The 15212-nt window shown below is 53.4% G+C and carries 15 protein-coding genes and 1 pseudogene; all 16 read left to right on the top strand.

All coding sequences use genetic code 11. The annotated features are described in order from the left end of the window. The gene (gene mutL / locus QEN32_RS19840) at positions 1 to 1857 is read left to right on the top strand and encodes a DNA mismatch repair endonuclease MutL (protein ID WP_001595285.1); all 1857 of its coding nucleotides are present in this window, start codon (positions 1 to 3) and stop codon (positions 1855 to 1857) included. After that, a complete protein-coding gene (gene miaA, locus QEN32_RS19835) occupies positions 1850 to 2800 on the top strand; it encodes a tRNA (adenosine(37)-N6)-dimethylallyltransferase MiaA (RefSeq protein ID WP_001000734.1) in 951 nt (316 codons plus the stop codon). The genes mutL and miaA overlap by 8 nt, the downstream gene beginning before the upstream one ends. A gap of 82 nt (positions 2801 to 2882) precedes the next feature. Then, positions 2883 to 3191, top strand: a complete 309-nt coding sequence (hfq, locus tag QEN32_RS19830) for an RNA chaperone Hfq (RefSeq protein WP_001051875.1) — start codon at positions 2883 to 2885, stop codon at positions 3189 to 3191. 71 nt (positions 3192 to 3262) lie between these two features. Next, on the top strand, positions 3263 to 4543 hold the full coding sequence (gene hflX / locus QEN32_RS19825; protein WP_000460338.1) for a ribosome rescue GTPase HflX: 1281 nt from the start codon (positions 3263 to 3265) through the stop codon (positions 4541 to 4543). Between the two features lie 214 nt (positions 4544 to 4757). Beyond that, positions 4758 to 6017 carry an FtsH protease activity modulator HflK gene (hflK, locus tag QEN32_RS19820; protein WP_000312505.1) on the top strand — a complete coding sequence of 420 codons (1260 nt, stop codon included), beginning with the start codon at positions 4758 to 4760 and terminating at the stop codon, positions 6015 to 6017. A gap of 2 nt (positions 6018 to 6019) precedes the next feature. Continuing rightward, positions 6020 to 7024, top strand: a complete 1005-nt coding sequence (hflC, locus tag QEN32_RS19815) for a protease modulator HflC (protein ID WP_001232417.1) — start codon at positions 6020 to 6022, stop codon at positions 7022 to 7024. Positions 7025 to 7102: 78 nt separating this feature from the next. Further along, a complete protein-coding gene (locus tag QEN32_RS19810; protein WP_001089290.1) occupies positions 7103 to 7300 on the top strand; it encodes a DUF2065 family protein in 198 nt (65 codons plus the stop codon). 102 nt (positions 7301 to 7402) lie between these two features. Beyond that, a complete protein-coding gene (gene purA / locus QEN32_RS19805) occupies positions 7403 to 8701 on the top strand; it encodes an adenylosuccinate synthase (RefSeq protein WP_000527972.1) in 1299 nt (432 codons plus the stop codon). A 207-nt stretch (positions 8702 to 8908) separates the two neighbouring features. Then, positions 8909 to 9334, top strand: coding sequence for a nitric oxide-sensing transcriptional repressor NsrR (gene nsrR, locus QEN32_RS19800; protein WP_001177632.1), 426 nt, complete (start codon positions 8909 to 8911; stop codon positions 9332 to 9334). Positions 9335 to 9371: 37 nt separating this feature from the next. Then, positions 9372 to 11810, top strand: a complete 2439-nt coding sequence (gene rnr, locus QEN32_RS19795) for a ribonuclease R (protein WP_000076357.1) — start codon at positions 9372 to 9374, stop codon at positions 11808 to 11810. A 90-nt stretch (positions 11811 to 11900) separates the two neighbouring features. Next, positions 11901 to 12632: a 23S rRNA (guanosine(2251)-2'-O)-methyltransferase RlmB gene (gene rlmB, locus QEN32_RS19790; protein ID WP_001293277.1), complete on the top strand. Its 732-nt coding sequence runs from the start codon at positions 11901 to 11903 to the stop codon at positions 12630 to 12632. A gap of 132 nt (positions 12633 to 12764) precedes the next feature. Continuing rightward, complete coding sequence (locus QEN32_RS19785; protein ID WP_000312605.1) at positions 12765 to 13169, top strand: DUF2170 family protein; 405 nt, start codon at positions 12765 to 12767, stop codon at positions 13167 to 13169. Positions 13170 to 13183: 14 nt separating this feature from the next. Further along, positions 13184 to 13882 carry a PspA/IM30 family protein gene (locus tag QEN32_RS19780; RefSeq protein ID WP_000511974.1) on the top strand — a complete coding sequence of 233 codons (699 nt, stop codon included), beginning with the start codon at positions 13184 to 13186 and terminating at the stop codon, positions 13880 to 13882. Continuing rightward, a pseudogene (locus QEN32_RS19775) lies at positions 13882 to 13983 on the top strand (hypothetical protein); the annotation flags it as partial. The gene QEN32_RS19780 and the pseudogene QEN32_RS19775, both read left to right, overlap by 1 nt. Positions 13984 to 14105: 122 nt before the next feature. Further along, positions 14106 to 14789, top strand: coding sequence for a YjfK family protein (locus QEN32_RS19770; protein ID WP_000090290.1), 684 nt, complete (start codon positions 14106 to 14108; stop codon positions 14787 to 14789). Between the two features lie 17 nt (positions 14790 to 14806). Continuing rightward, positions 14807 to 15205, top strand: coding sequence for a DUF350 domain-containing protein (locus QEN32_RS19765; protein WP_000547738.1), 399 nt, complete (start codon positions 14807 to 14809; stop codon positions 15203 to 15205). Positions 15206 to 15212 lie beyond the last annotated feature (7 nt).

Raw genomic sequence — 15212 nt, 5'->3', positions numbered from 1 at the left:
ATGCCGATTCAGGTTCTGCCGCCGCAGCTTGCGAACCAAATCGCCGCTGGCGAAGTGGTGGAACGCCCTGCGTCGGTTGTTAAAGAGCTGGTAGAGAATAGTCTGGATGCAGGCGCCACCCGCGTTGATATCGACATCGAGCGTGGCGGCGCGAAGCTTATTCGTATTCGCGACAATGGCTGCGGCATTAAAAAAGAGGAGCTGGCGCTGGCGCTGGCCCGTCATGCCACCAGTAAAATCGCCTCGCTTGACGATCTGGAAGCGATTATCAGTCTGGGATTTCGCGGCGAAGCGCTGGCCAGTATCAGTTCGGTCTCGCGTTTGACGCTAACGTCGCGCACGGCGGAGCAGGCGGAAGCCTGGCAGGCGTATGCGGAAGGACGCGACATGGACGTGACGGTAAAACCCGCTGCGCACCCGGTCGGCACCACCCTGGAAGTTCTGGATCTCTTTTATAATACGCCCGCCCGGCGCAAATTCATGCGTACCGAAAAAACGGAATTTAATCATATCGATGAGATCATCCGTCGTATTGCATTGGCCCGTTTTGACGTCACGCTTAACCTGTCGCACAACGGCAAATTGGTACGACAGTATCGCGCTGTCGCAAAGGACGGGCAAAAAGAGCGCCGGTTAGGCGCCATCTGCGGGACGCCGTTTCTCGAACAGGCACTGGCGATCGAGTGGCAGCATGGCGATCTGACCCTGCGCGGCTGGGTCGCCGATCCGAATCACACCACCACGGCGTTAACGGAGATCCAGTACTGCTATGTGAATGGCCGCATGATGCGCGACCGCTTGATCAACCATGCCATTCGCCAGGCCTGTGAAGATAAACTGGGCGCGGACCAACAGCCTGCGTTTGTGTTGTATCTGGAGATTGACCCGCATCAGGTGGATGTCAATGTTCATCCCGCCAAGCACGAAGTGCGTTTTCATCAATCCCGGCTGGTGCACGACTTCATCTATCAAGGGGTGCTGAGCGTTCTGCAACAGCAGACGGAAACGACGCTGCCGCTGGAGGAGATTGCGCCAGCGCCGCGGCATGTCCCGGAAAACCGTATCGCCGCCGGGCGCAACCATTTTGCTGTACCCGCCGAGCCAACTGCGGCGCGCGAGCCCGCGACACCGCGTTATTCCGGCGGCGCATCGGGCGGTAACGGCGGGCGTCAGTCCGCAGTTGGTTGGCCGCACGCGCAGCCAGGTTATCAGAAGCAGCAGGGCGAGGTTTATCGCACGCTTTTACAGACGCCGACGGCGAGCCCCGCGCCGGAGCCGGTTACGCCTGCGCTTGACGGACATAGCCAGAGTTTCGGTCGCGTACTGACAATAGTCGGCGGTGACTGCGCGTTGCTGGAACACGCGGGGACTATCCAGCTCTTGTCGCTGCCGGTTGCGGAGCGTTGGCTGCGTCAGGCGCAGCTTACACCGGGTCAAAGTCCGGTTTGCGCGCAGCCGTTGCTGATTCCGCTGCGTTTAAAAGTGAGCGCCGATGAAAAAGCCGCGCTGCAAAAAGCCCAATCTTTGTTGGGAGAATTGGGTATTGAATTTCAGTCAGATGCGCAGCATGTGACCATTCGGGCGGTGCCTTTACCCTTACGACAACAAAATTTACAAATCTTGATTCCTGAACTGATAGGCTACCTGGCGCAGCAGACCACATTTGCAACGGTCAATATTGCACAATGGATAGCGCGTAATGTGCAGAGCGAACATCCGCAGTGGTCGATGGCGCAGGCCATATCGCTGCTGGCGGATGTTGAGCGGCTATGTCCGCAGCTGGTAAAAGCGCCGCCGGGTGGCCTGTTACAACCTGTTGATTTACATTCGGCGATGAACGCCCTGAAGCATGAATGATGTAAGCAAGGCGAGCCTGCCTAAGGCGATATTTTTGATGGGGCCGACGGCCTCCGGCAAAACGGCGCTGGCGATAGAACTGCGTAAAGTTTTGCCGGTAGAGTTGATAAGCGTTGATTCCGCCCTCATTTATCGGGGAATGGATATTGGCACGGCTAAGCCGAATGCCGATGAGCTGAAAGCGGCGCCGCATCGACTGCTGGATATACGCGACCCGTCGCAGGCGTATTCGGCGGCGGATTTTCGCCGCGACGCGTTAGCGCAAATGGCGGAGATCACCGCTGCGGGGCGTATCCCGCTGTTAGTGGGCGGTACCATGCTGTATTTTAAGGCATTGCTGGAAGGGTTATCGCCGCTGCCTTCAGCAGATCCGGAAGTCAGATCCCGGATAGAGCAGCAAGCAGCGGAGCTTGGATGGGAGGCGTTGCATCAGCAACTTCAGGAGATAGATCCGGTTGCCGCCGCGCGAATTCATCCAAATGATCCGCAAAGACTTTCCCGGGCACTGGAAGTTTTTTTCATTTCGGGTAAAACTTTAACGGAGCTAACGCAAACGTCAGGAGACGCGCTACCGTACCAGGTGCATCAGTTCGCTATCGCCCCGGCGAGCCGTGAACTGCTCCATCAGCGCATTGAACTGCGTTTTCATCAGATGTTGGCTTCAGGTTTTGAAGCAGAAGTCCGGGCGCTTTTTGCCCGAGGAGATTTGCATACGGACTTGCCTTCCATCCGTTGTGTGGGATACCGCCAGATGTGGTCATACATTGAGGGCGAAATCTCATATGATGAAATGGTTTATAGAGGTGTTTGCGCCACGAGACAGTTGGCGAAGCGCCAGATGACCTGGTTGCGCGGTTGGGAAGGGGTGCGCTGGCTTGACAGTGAGAATCCCGATCGGGCGCGAAAAGAAGTATTACAGGTTGTTGGTGCTATCGCAGACTGAATGTGTACAATTGAGACGTATCGTGCGCAATTTTTCAGAATCGAAAGGTTCAAAGTACAAATAAGCATATAAGGAAAAGAGAATGGCTAAGGGGCAATCTTTACAAGATCCGTTCCTGAACGCATTGCGTCGGGAACGTGTTCCAGTTTCTATTTATTTGGTGAATGGTATTAAGCTGCAAGGTCAAATCGAGTCCTTTGATCAGTTCGTGATCCTGTTGAAAAACACGGTCAGCCAGATGGTTTATAAGCACGCGATTTCTACTGTTGTCCCGTCTCGCCCGGTTTCCCATCACAGCAACAATGCCGGTGGCGGCGCCAGCAATAACTACCATCACGGTAGCAACGCGCAGGGTTCTACTGCGCAACAGGACAGCGAAGAGACTGAATAAGTTCACGCGCTGTTTATCCATGTCGGGGGCGTCGGATAATCGCCCCCGCTGGTTATTAAGAGGGTTTACGCTTGTTTGACCGTTATGATGCCGGTGAGCAGGCGGTACTGGTACACATCTATTTTTCGCAAGACAAAGATATGGAAGACCTCCAGGAGTTTGAATCTCTGGTCTCTTCCGCCGGTGTCGAAGCAATGCAGGTGATTACCGGTAGCCGTAAAGCACCGCACCCGAAGTACTTTGTAGGTGAAGGTAAGGCAGTTGAAATTGCGGAAGCCGTGAAAGCGACTGGCGCAGCGGTCGTATTGTTTGATCATGCATTGAGTCCAGCCCAGGAGCGAAACCTGGAGCGTTTGTGCGAGTGCCGGGTTATCGATCGCACCGGTCTTATCTTAGATATTTTTGCCCAACGTGCGCGTACCCATGAAGGTAAGTTGCAGGTTGAGCTGGCACAGCTACGCCATCTGGCTACGCGTCTGGTGCGTGGCTGGACCCACCTTGAACGTCAGAAAGGCGGGATTGGTTTGCGCGGTCCGGGTGAAACCCAGCTCGAAACCGACCGTCGTTTACTGCGTAATCGCATTGTGCAGATTCAGTCGCGCCTGGAGAAAGTTGAGAAGCAACGTGAGCAGGGGCGGCAGTCGCGCATCAAGGCCGACGTTCCGACGGTATCGCTGGTGGGCTATACCAACGCCGGAAAATCCACCCTTTTTAATCAGATCACTGAAGCGCGGGTCTATGCGGCAGATCAGCTATTTGCGACGCTGGACCCCACATTACGTCGTATTGATGTAGCGGATGTCGGTGAAACCGTTCTGGCGGATACGGTAGGCTTTATCCGCCATTTACCGCACGATCTGGTGGCAGCCTTTAAAGCTACCCTGCAAGAGACGCGTCAGGCGACGCTGCTGCTGCATGTGGTCGATGCGGCGGATGTTCGTGTGCAGGAAAACATCGAGGCGGTAAACACCGTTCTCGAAGAGATTGACGCTCACGAAATCCCCACCTTAATGGTGATGAACAAAATCGATATGCTGGACGACTTTGAACCGCGTATCGACAGAGATGAAGAGAATAAACCCATCCGCGTTTGGCTTTCAGCGCAAAGCGGCGTGGGGATACCACAGCTTTTTCAGGCTTTGACGGAGCGTCTTTCCGGCGAGGTGGCGCAGCATACGCTGCGTTTGCCGCCGCAGGAAGGGCGTCTGAGAAGCCGGTTTTATCAGCTTCAGGCAATAGAAAAAGAGTGGATGGAGGAAGACGGTAGCGTCAGTCTGCAGGTACGAATGCCGATTGTCGACTGGCGTCGCCTCTGTAAACAAGAACCGGCGTTGATCGAATACGTGATCTAGACGCGAAGTCATTCAGGTCGTATTGAGGCGGTAGCTGAGAGAATCTCAGGAGCTCACAACTAAGTGACCTGGGGTAAAAAAGCCGCCACTCAAGACGCAGCCTGAAAGATGATGTCTGTAACGGCGGTTCGTCTGAAGCATGGAGTAATTTCGCCTTATCCTCTGAGGTCGAAAGACAACGGGGATCACCGCATAACAAATATGGAGCACAAACATGGCGTGGAATCAGCCCGGTAATAACGGACAGGACCGCGACCCGTGGGGAAGCAGCAAACCTGGCAGCAACTCTGGGGGAAATGGAAACAAAGGTGGCCGCGATCAGGGACCTCCCGATCTGGATGATATCTTCCGTAAGCTGAGTAAAAAACTCGGTGGTTTTGGGGGCGGTAAAGGCACCGGTTCCGGCGGCGGTAGCTCATCGCAAGGCCCGCGTCCGCAACTGGGAGGCCGTATTGTCGCCATCGCCGCGGCGGCAGTAGTCATTATCTGGGCGGCCAGCGGTTTTTATACCATTAAAGAAGCCGAGCGTGGCGTTGTGACGCGTTTTGGTAAATTCAGCCATCTGGTAGAGCCAGGTCTGAACTGGAAGCCGACATTTATTGACGACGTCACGCCGGTGAACGTCGAAGCGGTGCGCGAACTGGCGGCGTCAGGCGTGATGCTGACGTCTGATGAAAACGTCGTGCGCGTTGAAATGAACGTGCAATACCGCGTCACCGATCCGCAGAAATATCTGTTTAGCGTGACCAGCCCGGACGATAGCCTACGTCAGGCCACCGACAGCGCGCTGCGTGGCGTCATTGGTAAATACACAATGGATCGCATCCTGACCGAAGGCCGTACCGTTATTCGTAGCGATACCCAACGCGAGCTGGAAGAGACTATCAAACCGTACAACATGGGGATTACCCTGCTGGACGTGAACTTCCAGGCTGCGCGCCCGCCGGAAGAGGTGAAAGCCGCCTTTGACGACGCGATTGCCGCACGTGAAAACGAGCAGCAGTACATTCGTGAAGCGGAAGCGTATACTAACGAAGTTCAGCCGCGCGCCAACGGTCAGGCGCAGCGTATTCTGGAAGAGGCACGCGCCTATAAAACCCAGACTATCCTGGAAGCGCAGGGTGAAGTCGCCCGGTTTGCGAAGATTTTGCCGGAATATAAAGCCGCGCCGCAGATTACACGCGAGCGTCTGTATATTGAAACGATGGAAAAAGTGCTGAGCCATACCCGTAAAGTACTGGTTAACGACAAGAGCGGTAATTTAATGGTGCTGCCGTTAGATCAGATGCTGAAAGGCGGGAATGCGCCGGCGGCAAAGAGCGACAATAGCGCCAGCAACCTGCTGCGCCTGCCGCCGTCCACAAAGTCTAACGCCAGCGGAGCAAGCAACACGTCGTCCTCAAATCAGGGCGATATTATGGACCAACGCCGCGCGAATGCGCAGCGTAACGACTACCAGCGTCAGGGGGAATAACGATGCGTAAGTCAGTTATTGCGATTATCATCATCGTGCTGGTAGTGCTCTACATGTCCGTCTTTGTGGTCAAAGAGGGCGAGCGCGGCATTACGCTGCGTTTTGGTAAAGTTCTGCGTGACGATGAGAACAAACCGCTGGTTTACGCGCCGGGTCTGCACTTTAAGATCCCGTTTATTGAATCAGTGAAAATGCTTGATGCGCGTATCCAGACGATGGATAACCAGGCCGATCGCTTTGTGACTAAAGAGAAGAAAGACCTGATTGTCGACTCCTACATCAAATGGCGTATCAGCGACTTTAGCCGTTACTATCTGGCGACCGGCGGCGGCGATATTTCGCAAGCCGAAGTGCTGTTAAAACGTAAATTCTCGGACCGTTTGCGTTCTGAGATTGGTCGCCTGGACGTAAAAGACATCGTGACCGATTCTCGTGGTCGTCTGACTCTGGAAGTGCGCGACGCGCTGAACTCCGGTTCAGCCGGTACCGATGATGAAGTAGCGACACCGGCGGCGGATGACGCGATTGCCGAAGCGGCGGAACGCGTCACGGCGGAAACCAAAGGTAAAGTACCGGTCATCAACCCGAACAGTATGGCGGCGTTGGGTATCGAAGTGGTCGATGTGCGTATTAAGCAGATCAACCTGCCGACCGAGGTTTCTGAGGCGATTTACAACCGTATGCGCGCCGAGCGTGAAGCGGTCGCGCGTCGTCATCGTTCACAAGGTCAGGAAGAAGCGGAAAAACTGCGTGCGGCTGCTGACTATGAGGTGACGAAAACTCTGGCGGAAGCCGAGCGTCAGGGGCGTATCATGCGTGGTGAAGGTGATGCTGAAGCCGCGAAGCTGTTTGCCGACGCGTTCAGTCAGGACCCTGATTTCTACGCGTTCATTCGTAGTCTGCGCGCTTACGAGAAGAGCTTCGAAGGTAATCAGGACGTGATGGTACTGAGCCCGGACAGCGATTTCTTCCGCTACATGAAGACACCGAGTTCGACGACACGCTAAAATAGCGTCAGCGGTTTTAGACCAGCAAAACCACCGCATCCAAAGGATGCCGGTGGTTTTCTTTTATAAGGGCGATAAATGAATTCAACAATCTGGTTGGCGCTTGCTCTGGTATTAGTCCTCGAAGGGCTGGGACCGATGCTGTATCCCGGCGCATGGAAAAAAATGGTTTCGGCACTGGCGCAACTGCCGGAAAATGTTTTACGACGTTTTGGCGGCGGACTTGTGGTTGCGGGAGTTGTGGTCTACTACATGTTGAGGAAAACGATTGGCTGAACAAAAAGTGGTCGGATTTGCCGCAGATTGAGTGCAAAAAGTGCTGTATATCTGAAAAAGCGATGGTAGAATCCATTTTTAAGCAAACGGTGATTTTGAAAAATGGGTAACAACGTCGTCGTACTGGGCACCCAATGGGGTGACGAAGGTAAAGGAAAGATCGTCGATCTTCTGACTGAACGGGCTAAATATGTTGTACGCTACCAGGGCGGTCACAACGCAGGCCATACTCTCGTAATCAACGGTGAAAAAACCGTTCTCCATCTTATTCCATCAGGTATTCTTCGCGAGAATGTAACCAGCATCATCGGTAACGGTGTTGTGCTGTCTCCGAGCGCGCTGATGAAAGAGATGAAAGAACTGGAAGACCGTGGCATCCCCGTTCGTGAGCGTCTGCTGCTGTCTGAAGCCTGTCCGCTGATCCTTGATTATCACGTTGCGCTGGATAACGCGCGTGAGAAAGCGCGTGGCGCGAAAGCGATCGGCACCACCGGTCGTGGAATCGGGCCTGCTTATGAAGATAAAGTGGCACGTCGCGGTCTGCGTGTTGGTGACCTTTTCGACAAAGAAACCTTCGCTGAAAAACTGAAAGAAGTGATGGAATATCACAACTTCCAGTTGGTTAACTACTACAAAGCTGAAGCGGTTGATTACCAGAAAGTTCTGGATGATACGATGGCTGTTGCCGACATCCTGACTTCTATGGTTGTTGACGTTTCGGACCTGCTCGACCAGGCGCGTCAGCGTGGCGATTTCGTCATGTTTGAAGGTGCGCAGGGTACTCTGCTGGATATCGACCACGGTACTTATCCGTACGTAACTTCTTCTAACACCACTGCAGGTGGCGTGGCGACCGGTTCCGGCCTGGGCCCGCGTTATGTTGATTACGTTCTGGGTATCCTCAAAGCTTACTCCACTCGTGTAGGTGCAGGTCCGTTCCCGACCGAACTGTTCGATGAAACCGGCGAGTTCCTCTGCAAGCAGGGTAACGAATACGGCGCCACTACCGGCCGTCGTCGTCGTACCGGCTGGCTGGACACCGTTGCCGTTCGTCGTGCGGTACAGCTGAACTCCCTGTCTGGCTTCTGCCTGACCAAACTGGACGTGCTGGATGGCCTGAAAGAGGTGAAACTCTGCGTGGCTTACCGTATGCCGGATGGTCGCGAAGTGACTACCACTCCGCTGGCAGCTGACGACTGGAAAGGTGTAGAGCCGATTTACGAAACCATGCCGGGCTGGTCTGAATCCACCTTCGGCGTGAAAGATCGTAGCGGCCTGCCGCAGGCGGCGCTGAACTACATCAAACGTATCGAAGAACTGACCGGCGTGCCGATTGATATTATTTCTACCGGCCCCGATCGTACTGAGACGATGATTCTGCGCGACCCGTTCGACGCGTAAATCTGGTACGCCTGGCAGATATTTTGCTTGCCGGGCTAACAGTGTGATACATTGCTGTGTCGGGTAAGCCATTACGCTATCCGACACAGTGCTAAATCCTCGCTTTTTTCCTTCCCCGAACTGAAATAAATTAGCGACACAGCTTGTGGCTGGTTTATCATCAATACAGATAAGTTATATCCCGTTTTCCCTTTTCCTGAGGTTGATGTGCAGTTAACGAGTTTCACCGATTACGGCTTACGTGCGCTAATCTATATGGCGTCGTTACCAGATGGACGAATGACCAGCATTTCTGAGGTGACAGAAGTCTACGGCGTGTCCCGTAATCATATGGTCAAAATTATCAATCAGCTTAGCCGGGCGGGCTTTGTCACCGCCGTTCGGGGAAAAAATGGCGGTATCCGCCTGGGTAAACCGGCTAATACTATTTGTATTGGCGATGTGGTGCGTGAGCTGGAACCCTTATCACTGGTCAACTGTAGCAGCGAATTTTGCCACATCACCCCTGCCTGTCGTCTGAAACAGGCGCTTTCTAAGGCCGTGCAGAGTTTTCTCAAGGAGCTGGATAACTACACGCTTGCCGATTTGGTTGAAGAGAATCAACCGCTTTATAAATTATTACTGGTGGAGTGAAGTAAACTTCATTAGAGATGACAATGGAGGAACCTCAATGTCACAAGATCCTTTCCAGGAACGCGAAGCAGAAAAATACGCGAATCCTATCCCGAGCCGGGAATTTATCCTCGAACATTTAACGAAACGTGAAAAACCGGCCAGTCGCGAAGAACTGGCCGTAGAACTGAATATTGAAGGCGAAGAGCAGCTTGAAGCCTTGCGTCGCCGCCTGCGCGCGATGGAGCGCGACGGACAACTGGTCTTTACCCGCCGCCAGTGCTATGCGCTGCCGGAACGCCTCGACCTGCTGAAAGGCACCGTGATCGGTCATCGTGATGGTTACGGTTTCTTACGTGTCGAAGGTCGCAAAGACGATCTGTATCTTTCCAGCGAGCAGATGAAAACCTGTATTCATGGCGATCAGGTGCTGGCGCAGCCGCTGGGCGCCGATCGTAAAGGTCGCCGCGAAGCGCGTATCGTCCGTGTACTGGTACCGAAAACCAGTCAGATAGTCGGGCGTTATTTCACCGATGCGGGCGTCGGCTTTGTAGTGCCGGACGACAGCCGTCTCAGCTTCGACATTCTTATCCCGCCAGAAGACGTCATGGGCGCGCGGATGGGGTTCGTGGTCGTGGTTGAACTGACCCAACGTCCAACTCGCCGTACTAAAGCGGTAGGGAAAATCGTCGAAGTGCTGGGCGACAATATGGGCACCGGTATGGCGGTTGATATGGCGCTGCGTACCCATGAAATACCCTACATCTGGCCGCAGGCGGTAGAGCAGCAGGTCGCCGGGCTGAAAGAAGAGGTGCCGGAAGAGGCGAAAGTCGGTCGTGTCGATCTGCGCGATTTGCCGCTGGTCACGATTGATGGCGAAGATGCCCGTGACTTTGACGACGCGGTTTACTGTGAGAAAAAACGCGGCGGCGGCTGGCGTTTGTGGGTCGCTATTGCTGACGTGAGCTATTATGTACGGCCGCCAACGCCGTTGGATCGCGAGGCGCGCAATCGCGGCACGTCGGTTTACTTCCCGTCACAGGTTGTCCCAATGTTGCCGGAGGTGCTCTCCAACGGCCTGTGTTCGCTAAACCCGCAGGTTGACAGGCTGTGTATGGTCTGTGAAATGACCATCTCGGCGAAAGGTCGGCTGACCGGCTACAAATTCTATGAAGCGGTGATGAGCTCCCATGCGCGTCTGACCTATACCAAAGTCTGGCATATGCTGCAGGGCGATCAGGATCTGCGTGAACAATATGCGCCGCTGGTGAAGCATATTGAAGAGCTGCACAACCTCTACAAAGTGCTGGATAAAGCGCGTGAAGAGCGCGGGGGGATCTCGTTTGAGAGCGAAGAGGCGAAGTTTATCTTTAACGCCGAACGTCGCATTGAGCGTATCGAACAGACCCAGCGTAATGACGCGCATAAGCTTATCGAAGAGTGCATGATCATGGCGAATATCTCGGCGGCGCGCTTTGTCGAAAAAGCTAAAGAGCCGGCGCTATTCCGTATTCATGATAAACCCACCACCGAAGCGATCACCTCATTCCGCTCCGTACTGGCGGAGCTGGGGTTGGAGCTGCCGGGCGGAAATAAACCGGAACCGCGCGATTATGCCGAACTGCTTGAATCGATTGCCGACCGGCCGGACGCCGAAATGCTGCAAACTATGCTGCTGCGTTCAATGAAGCAGGCGATTTACGATCCGGAAAACCGCGGGCACTTTGGCCTGGCGTTGCAGTCTTATGCGCACTTTACCTCGCCGATTCGCCGCTATCCGGATCTTTCTTTGCACCGCGCCATTAAGTACCTGCTGGCTAAAGAGCAAGGGAACAAGGGCAACACCACAGAAACGGGCGGTTATCACTACTCGATGGAAGAGATGTTGCAGCTCGGCCAGCACTGTTCGATGGCGGAACGCCGCGCTGATGAAGCGACGCGTGATGTCTCCGACTGGCTGAAATGTGACTTTATGCTGGATCAGGTAGGCAACGTCTTTAAGGGCGTGATTGCCAGCGTCACCGGTTTCGGTTTCTTTGTCCGTCTTGATGAACTGTTTATCGATGGGCTGGTACACGTTTCCTCACTGGATAACGATTACTATCGCTTCGATCAGGTAGGGCAACGTCTGATTGGCGAGTCCGGCGGGCAGACATATCGCCTGGGCGACCGGGTCGAGGTACGCGTCGAAGCGGTGAATATGGACGAACGGAAAATTGACTTTAGCCTGATCTCCAGCGAGCGCGCACCGCGTAACGTCGGCAAAACGGCGCGTGAAAAAGCGAAAAAAGGTGAAAGTAAAAACGCCGGTAAACGTCGTCAGGTAGGTAAAAAAGTTAACTTCGAGCCTGATAGCGCCTTCCGCGGCGAGAAAAAAGCGAAGCCGAAAGCAGCGAAAAAAGACGCGAGAAAAGCAAAAAAGCCATCGGCTAAAACGCAGAAAATAGCCGCAGCGACCAAAGCGAAGCGTGCGGCGAAGAAAAAAGCGGCAGAGTGAGCAATACCCTCTTCAAACAGAAGAGGGTGAATTATCTGTAGGCCGGGCAAGCGTAGCGCCCCCGGCAAAACGTAAACAACGAGTACATTAATGAGCGAAATGATTTACGGCATCCACGCAGTGCAGGCCCTGCTGGAGCGCGCCCCTGAACGTTTTCAGGAAGTCTTTATTTTAAAAGGCCGTGAAGATAAACGTCTGTTGCCGCTGATTCACGCCCTTGAGTCCCAGGGCGTGGTTATCCAGCTGGCAAACCGCCAATATCTCGACGAGAAAAGCGACGGTGCCGTGCATCAGGGTATTATCGCTCGCGTGAAACCAGGCCGGCAGTATCAGGAAAACGATCTGCCGGATCTGATCGCATTACACGAACGCCCCTTTTTGTTGATCCTCGATGGCGTCACCGATCCGCATAATCTTGGCGCCTGTCTGCGCAGCGCCGATGCCGCTGGCGTACATGCGGTAATCGTGCCGAAAGACCGCTCCGCGCAACTTAACGCGACGGCGAAGAAAGTCGCCTGCGGCGCAGCGGAAAGCGTGCCGTTGATCCGCGTCACCAACCTGGCGCGCACGATGCGCATGTTGCAGGAAGAGAATATCTGGATTGTCGGAACGGCGGGCGAGGCTGACCATACGCTGTATCAGAGCAAAATGCCTGGCCGCATGGCGCTGGTCATGGGCGCAGAAGGTGAAGGTATGCGTCGTCTGACCCGTGAGCACTGCGATGAGCTGATCAGCATTCCTATGGCCGGTAGCGTGTCGTCGCTGAATGTCTCTGTGGCGACCGGGATTTGTCTGTTTGAAGCCGTTCGCCAGCGAACCTGACGCTAATAGTATTTTTTAAGAAAATAACCATCCATAATCGGATGGTTTTTTTTTATCTTTGGCTGGTAATATAAAAAGCAAAACCTACCCTGTAACTCCCTTTATTTATAAAAAAGAGATAGAGATAATAATATGGCATGGACTCCACGGACGCTGGCGGATGCGTTAAACAACATCGCCGAATTAGATATTGATATAGAAAATAATGAGTCTTCATTAATAATAAAAATGAATGATTATGGCGATTTACCACTGGCGGTTTTATTTACCTCGCAACAAATAGTTATCGAGACTTATATCTGTCCGGTAAATACGATTAGAGATACCGCTGAATTTAATCTTTTCTTACTGAGAAATCAGAAGGTTTTACCGCTGTCTTCGGTCGGTATTACTCAGGTAAAACAGGAGGAATATTATGTCGCTTTTGGCGCGCTGTCGTTAAATTCGTCGCTTGCCGACGTGACGCTGGAAATCACCACGCTTGTAGAAAATGCGTTGGATATCGCTGAAATAACACAAGTCTATTCACAGGAATAATACAGGCGGCTTACATGGGAATTTTAAAAAGTTTGTTCACGTTAGGTAAATCATTCGTTGCTCAGGCAGAAGACGCCATTGATGAAGCGCAGGGTGTACGTATGCTGGAGCAGCATATTCGCGACGCAAAAGCCGAGCTGGATAAAGCGGGTAAATCCAGAGTGGATTTATTGGCGCGGGTGAAGTTAAGCCATGACAAGCTGAATGATTTACGTGAGCGTAAAGCCAGCCTTGAAACACGGGCGTTGGCGGCAATGAGTAAGAATGTCGACGCCGCTTTACTCAACGAAGTGGCGGAAGAAATAGCCCGTCTGGAAAATGCCATTCTTGCCGAAGAACAGGTGCTGACTAATCTGGAAGCCTCTCGCGATGCGGTGGAGAAGGCCGTAACGGCGACAGGCCAGCGGATTGCGCAGTTTGAGCAGCAACTTGAAGTGGTTAAGGCGACAGAAGCCATGCAGCGCGCGCAGCAGGCGGTGACGACCTCGACCGTCGGAGCCGCGTCGAATGTGTCTACGGCGGCGGAGTCGCTTAAACGTTTACAAACGCGTCAGGCTGAACGCCAGGCCCGGCTGGATGCTGCCGCGCAGCTGGAAAAAGTCGCCGATGGACGCGACCTGGACGAAAAACTGGCGCAGGCGGGTATTGGCGCAACCAATAAAAGCAATGCTCAGGATGTGTTGGCGCGTTTACAGCGTCAACAAGGCGAATAATGCTCTTTACGTGGATTGTCAAAACCTGCCAGCGTCATTTGTCCAGACTGACCTGGCCCGCTTTGCTGGGCCTGTTTATCGGGCAGTATCTGCTTTGTTATCGGTAGCGCGAAAGCGCGCTACCGTGCTGGGCTTCGTCGCTTTCATACGAGACGGCACATGAATGCGCGATCTCAAATGGCATTATGCCCAACGACAATCGCATTCTGGCTGAAGAGGTCGCATGGCAAGAGATAGAGGTTCCCCTATGATGCAATTTTTTCAGCGTTTGCTCGGTAAAACAAGCGCGCCAGCGCCGATTCGCGGACCATTAGGATTACATCTTAACGCCGGTTTCACGCTGGATACGCTGGCATTCCGGCTACTGGAGTCGTCGTTGCTGGTGGCGCTACCGGGTGAAAAATACACTGTCGCGGCAGCGAGTCGCATAGATTTAGGCGGCGGCAGTCAGATTTTTCGCTACTACACCTCTGGCGATGAGTTTCTACAAATTAACACCACTGGCGGCACGGATGTTGACGACATTGATGACATCAAACTTTTTGTATATGAGGAAAGTTTCGGTATTAACGAGGAACGTCACTGGCGTTCAGCCATTGCGCCAGCGGCAATAGGGCCGATGACGCTCAACTGGCAAGAACGGCGCTGGCAGCGCTTTTTTAACCATGAAGAGCCGGGCAATATTGAACCTGTCTACATGCTGGAAAAGGTTGAAAATCAGCAGGCAGAGAAATGGGACGTTCACAATTTTACGATGGGCTTCCAGCGCCAGGTGACGGACGATGCCTGGGAGTATCTTCTATTGAACGGGGAAGAATCATTTAACGAGCGCGGTGAGCCTGAATGGGTGTTTTCACGCGCCCTCGGCGTGGATATCCCGCTCACTTCACTGACGGTTATTGGTTAAGCACATACAGGGAAATTATGCATATACTGGACGCATTACTGGCTTTCTGCGCCTATTTTTTTATTGGCGCGGCAATGGTCATTGTATTTCTTTTTATTTACTCAAAGATAACGCCGCATAATGAATGGCAGTTGATAAAAAATAACAATACTGCGGCATCGCTGGCCTTTAGCGGTACGTTGCTGGGCTATGTCATCCCCTTATCCAGCGCGGCGATAAACTCGGTCAGTATCCCGGACTATTTTGCCTGGGGCGGCATTGCGCTGGTGATTCAACTGCTGATTTATGGTTGCGTAAGGTTATACATGCCTACGCTGAGCGAAAAAATTATTAATCACAACGTGGCGGCGGGGCTATTTATGGGAACCGCAGCGCTGGCTGGCGGTATTTTTAACGCTGCCTGTATGACATGGTAACGGAAGA

The sequence above is a fragment of the Salmonella sp. SA14318 genome, assembly GCF_029866905.1.
In the GTDB taxonomy this organism is placed as follows: Bacteria; Pseudomonadota; Gammaproteobacteria; order Enterobacterales; family Enterobacteriaceae; genus Salmonella; species Salmonella enterica.
This window is presented reverse-complemented; position numbering and strand designations above follow the sequence as displayed.

What these genes read in the sequence shown, in the direction of transcription:
- mutL (WP_001595285.1), top strand. Translation starts at nt 1, where the DNA reads ATGCCGATTCAGGTTCTGCCGCCGCAGCTTGCGAACCAAATCGCCGCT.
- miaA (WP_001000734.1), top strand. Translation starts at nt 1,850, where the DNA reads ATGAATGATGTAAGCAAGGCGAGCCTGCCTAAGGCGATATTTTTGATG.
- hfq (WP_001051875.1), top strand. Translation starts at nt 2,883, where the DNA reads ATGGCTAAGGGGCAATCTTTACAAGATCCGTTCCTGAACGCATTGCGT.
- hflK (WP_000312505.1), top strand. Translation starts at nt 4,758, where the DNA reads ATGGCGTGGAATCAGCCCGGTAATAACGGACAGGACCGCGACCCGTGG.
- hflC (WP_001232417.1), top strand. Translation starts at nt 6,020, where the DNA reads ATGCGTAAGTCAGTTATTGCGATTATCATCATCGTGCTGGTAGTGCTC.
- QEN32_RS19810 (WP_001089290.1), top strand. Translation starts at nt 7,103, where the DNA reads ATGAATTCAACAATCTGGTTGGCGCTTGCTCTGGTATTAGTCCTCGAA.
- purA (WP_000527972.1), top strand. Translation starts at nt 7,403, where the DNA reads ATGGGTAACAACGTCGTCGTACTGGGCACCCAATGGGGTGACGAAGGT.
- rnr (WP_000076357.1), top strand. Translation starts at nt 9,372, where the DNA reads ATGTCACAAGATCCTTTCCAGGAACGCGAAGCAGAAAAATACGCGAAT.
- rlmB (WP_001293277.1), top strand. Translation starts at nt 11,901, where the DNA reads ATGAGCGAAATGATTTACGGCATCCACGCAGTGCAGGCCCTGCTGGAG.
- QEN32_RS19785 (WP_000312605.1), top strand. Translation starts at nt 12,765, where the DNA reads ATGGCATGGACTCCACGGACGCTGGCGGATGCGTTAAACAACATCGCC.
- QEN32_RS19780 (WP_000511974.1), top strand. Translation starts at nt 13,184, where the DNA reads ATGGGAATTTTAAAAAGTTTGTTCACGTTAGGTAAATCATTCGTTGCT.
- QEN32_RS19770 (WP_000090290.1), top strand. Translation starts at nt 14,106, where the DNA reads ATGGCAAGAGATAGAGGTTCCCCTATGATGCAATTTTTTCAGCGTTTG.
- QEN32_RS19765 (WP_000547738.1), top strand. Translation starts at nt 14,807, where the DNA reads ATGCATATACTGGACGCATTACTGGCTTTCTGCGCCTATTTTTTTATT.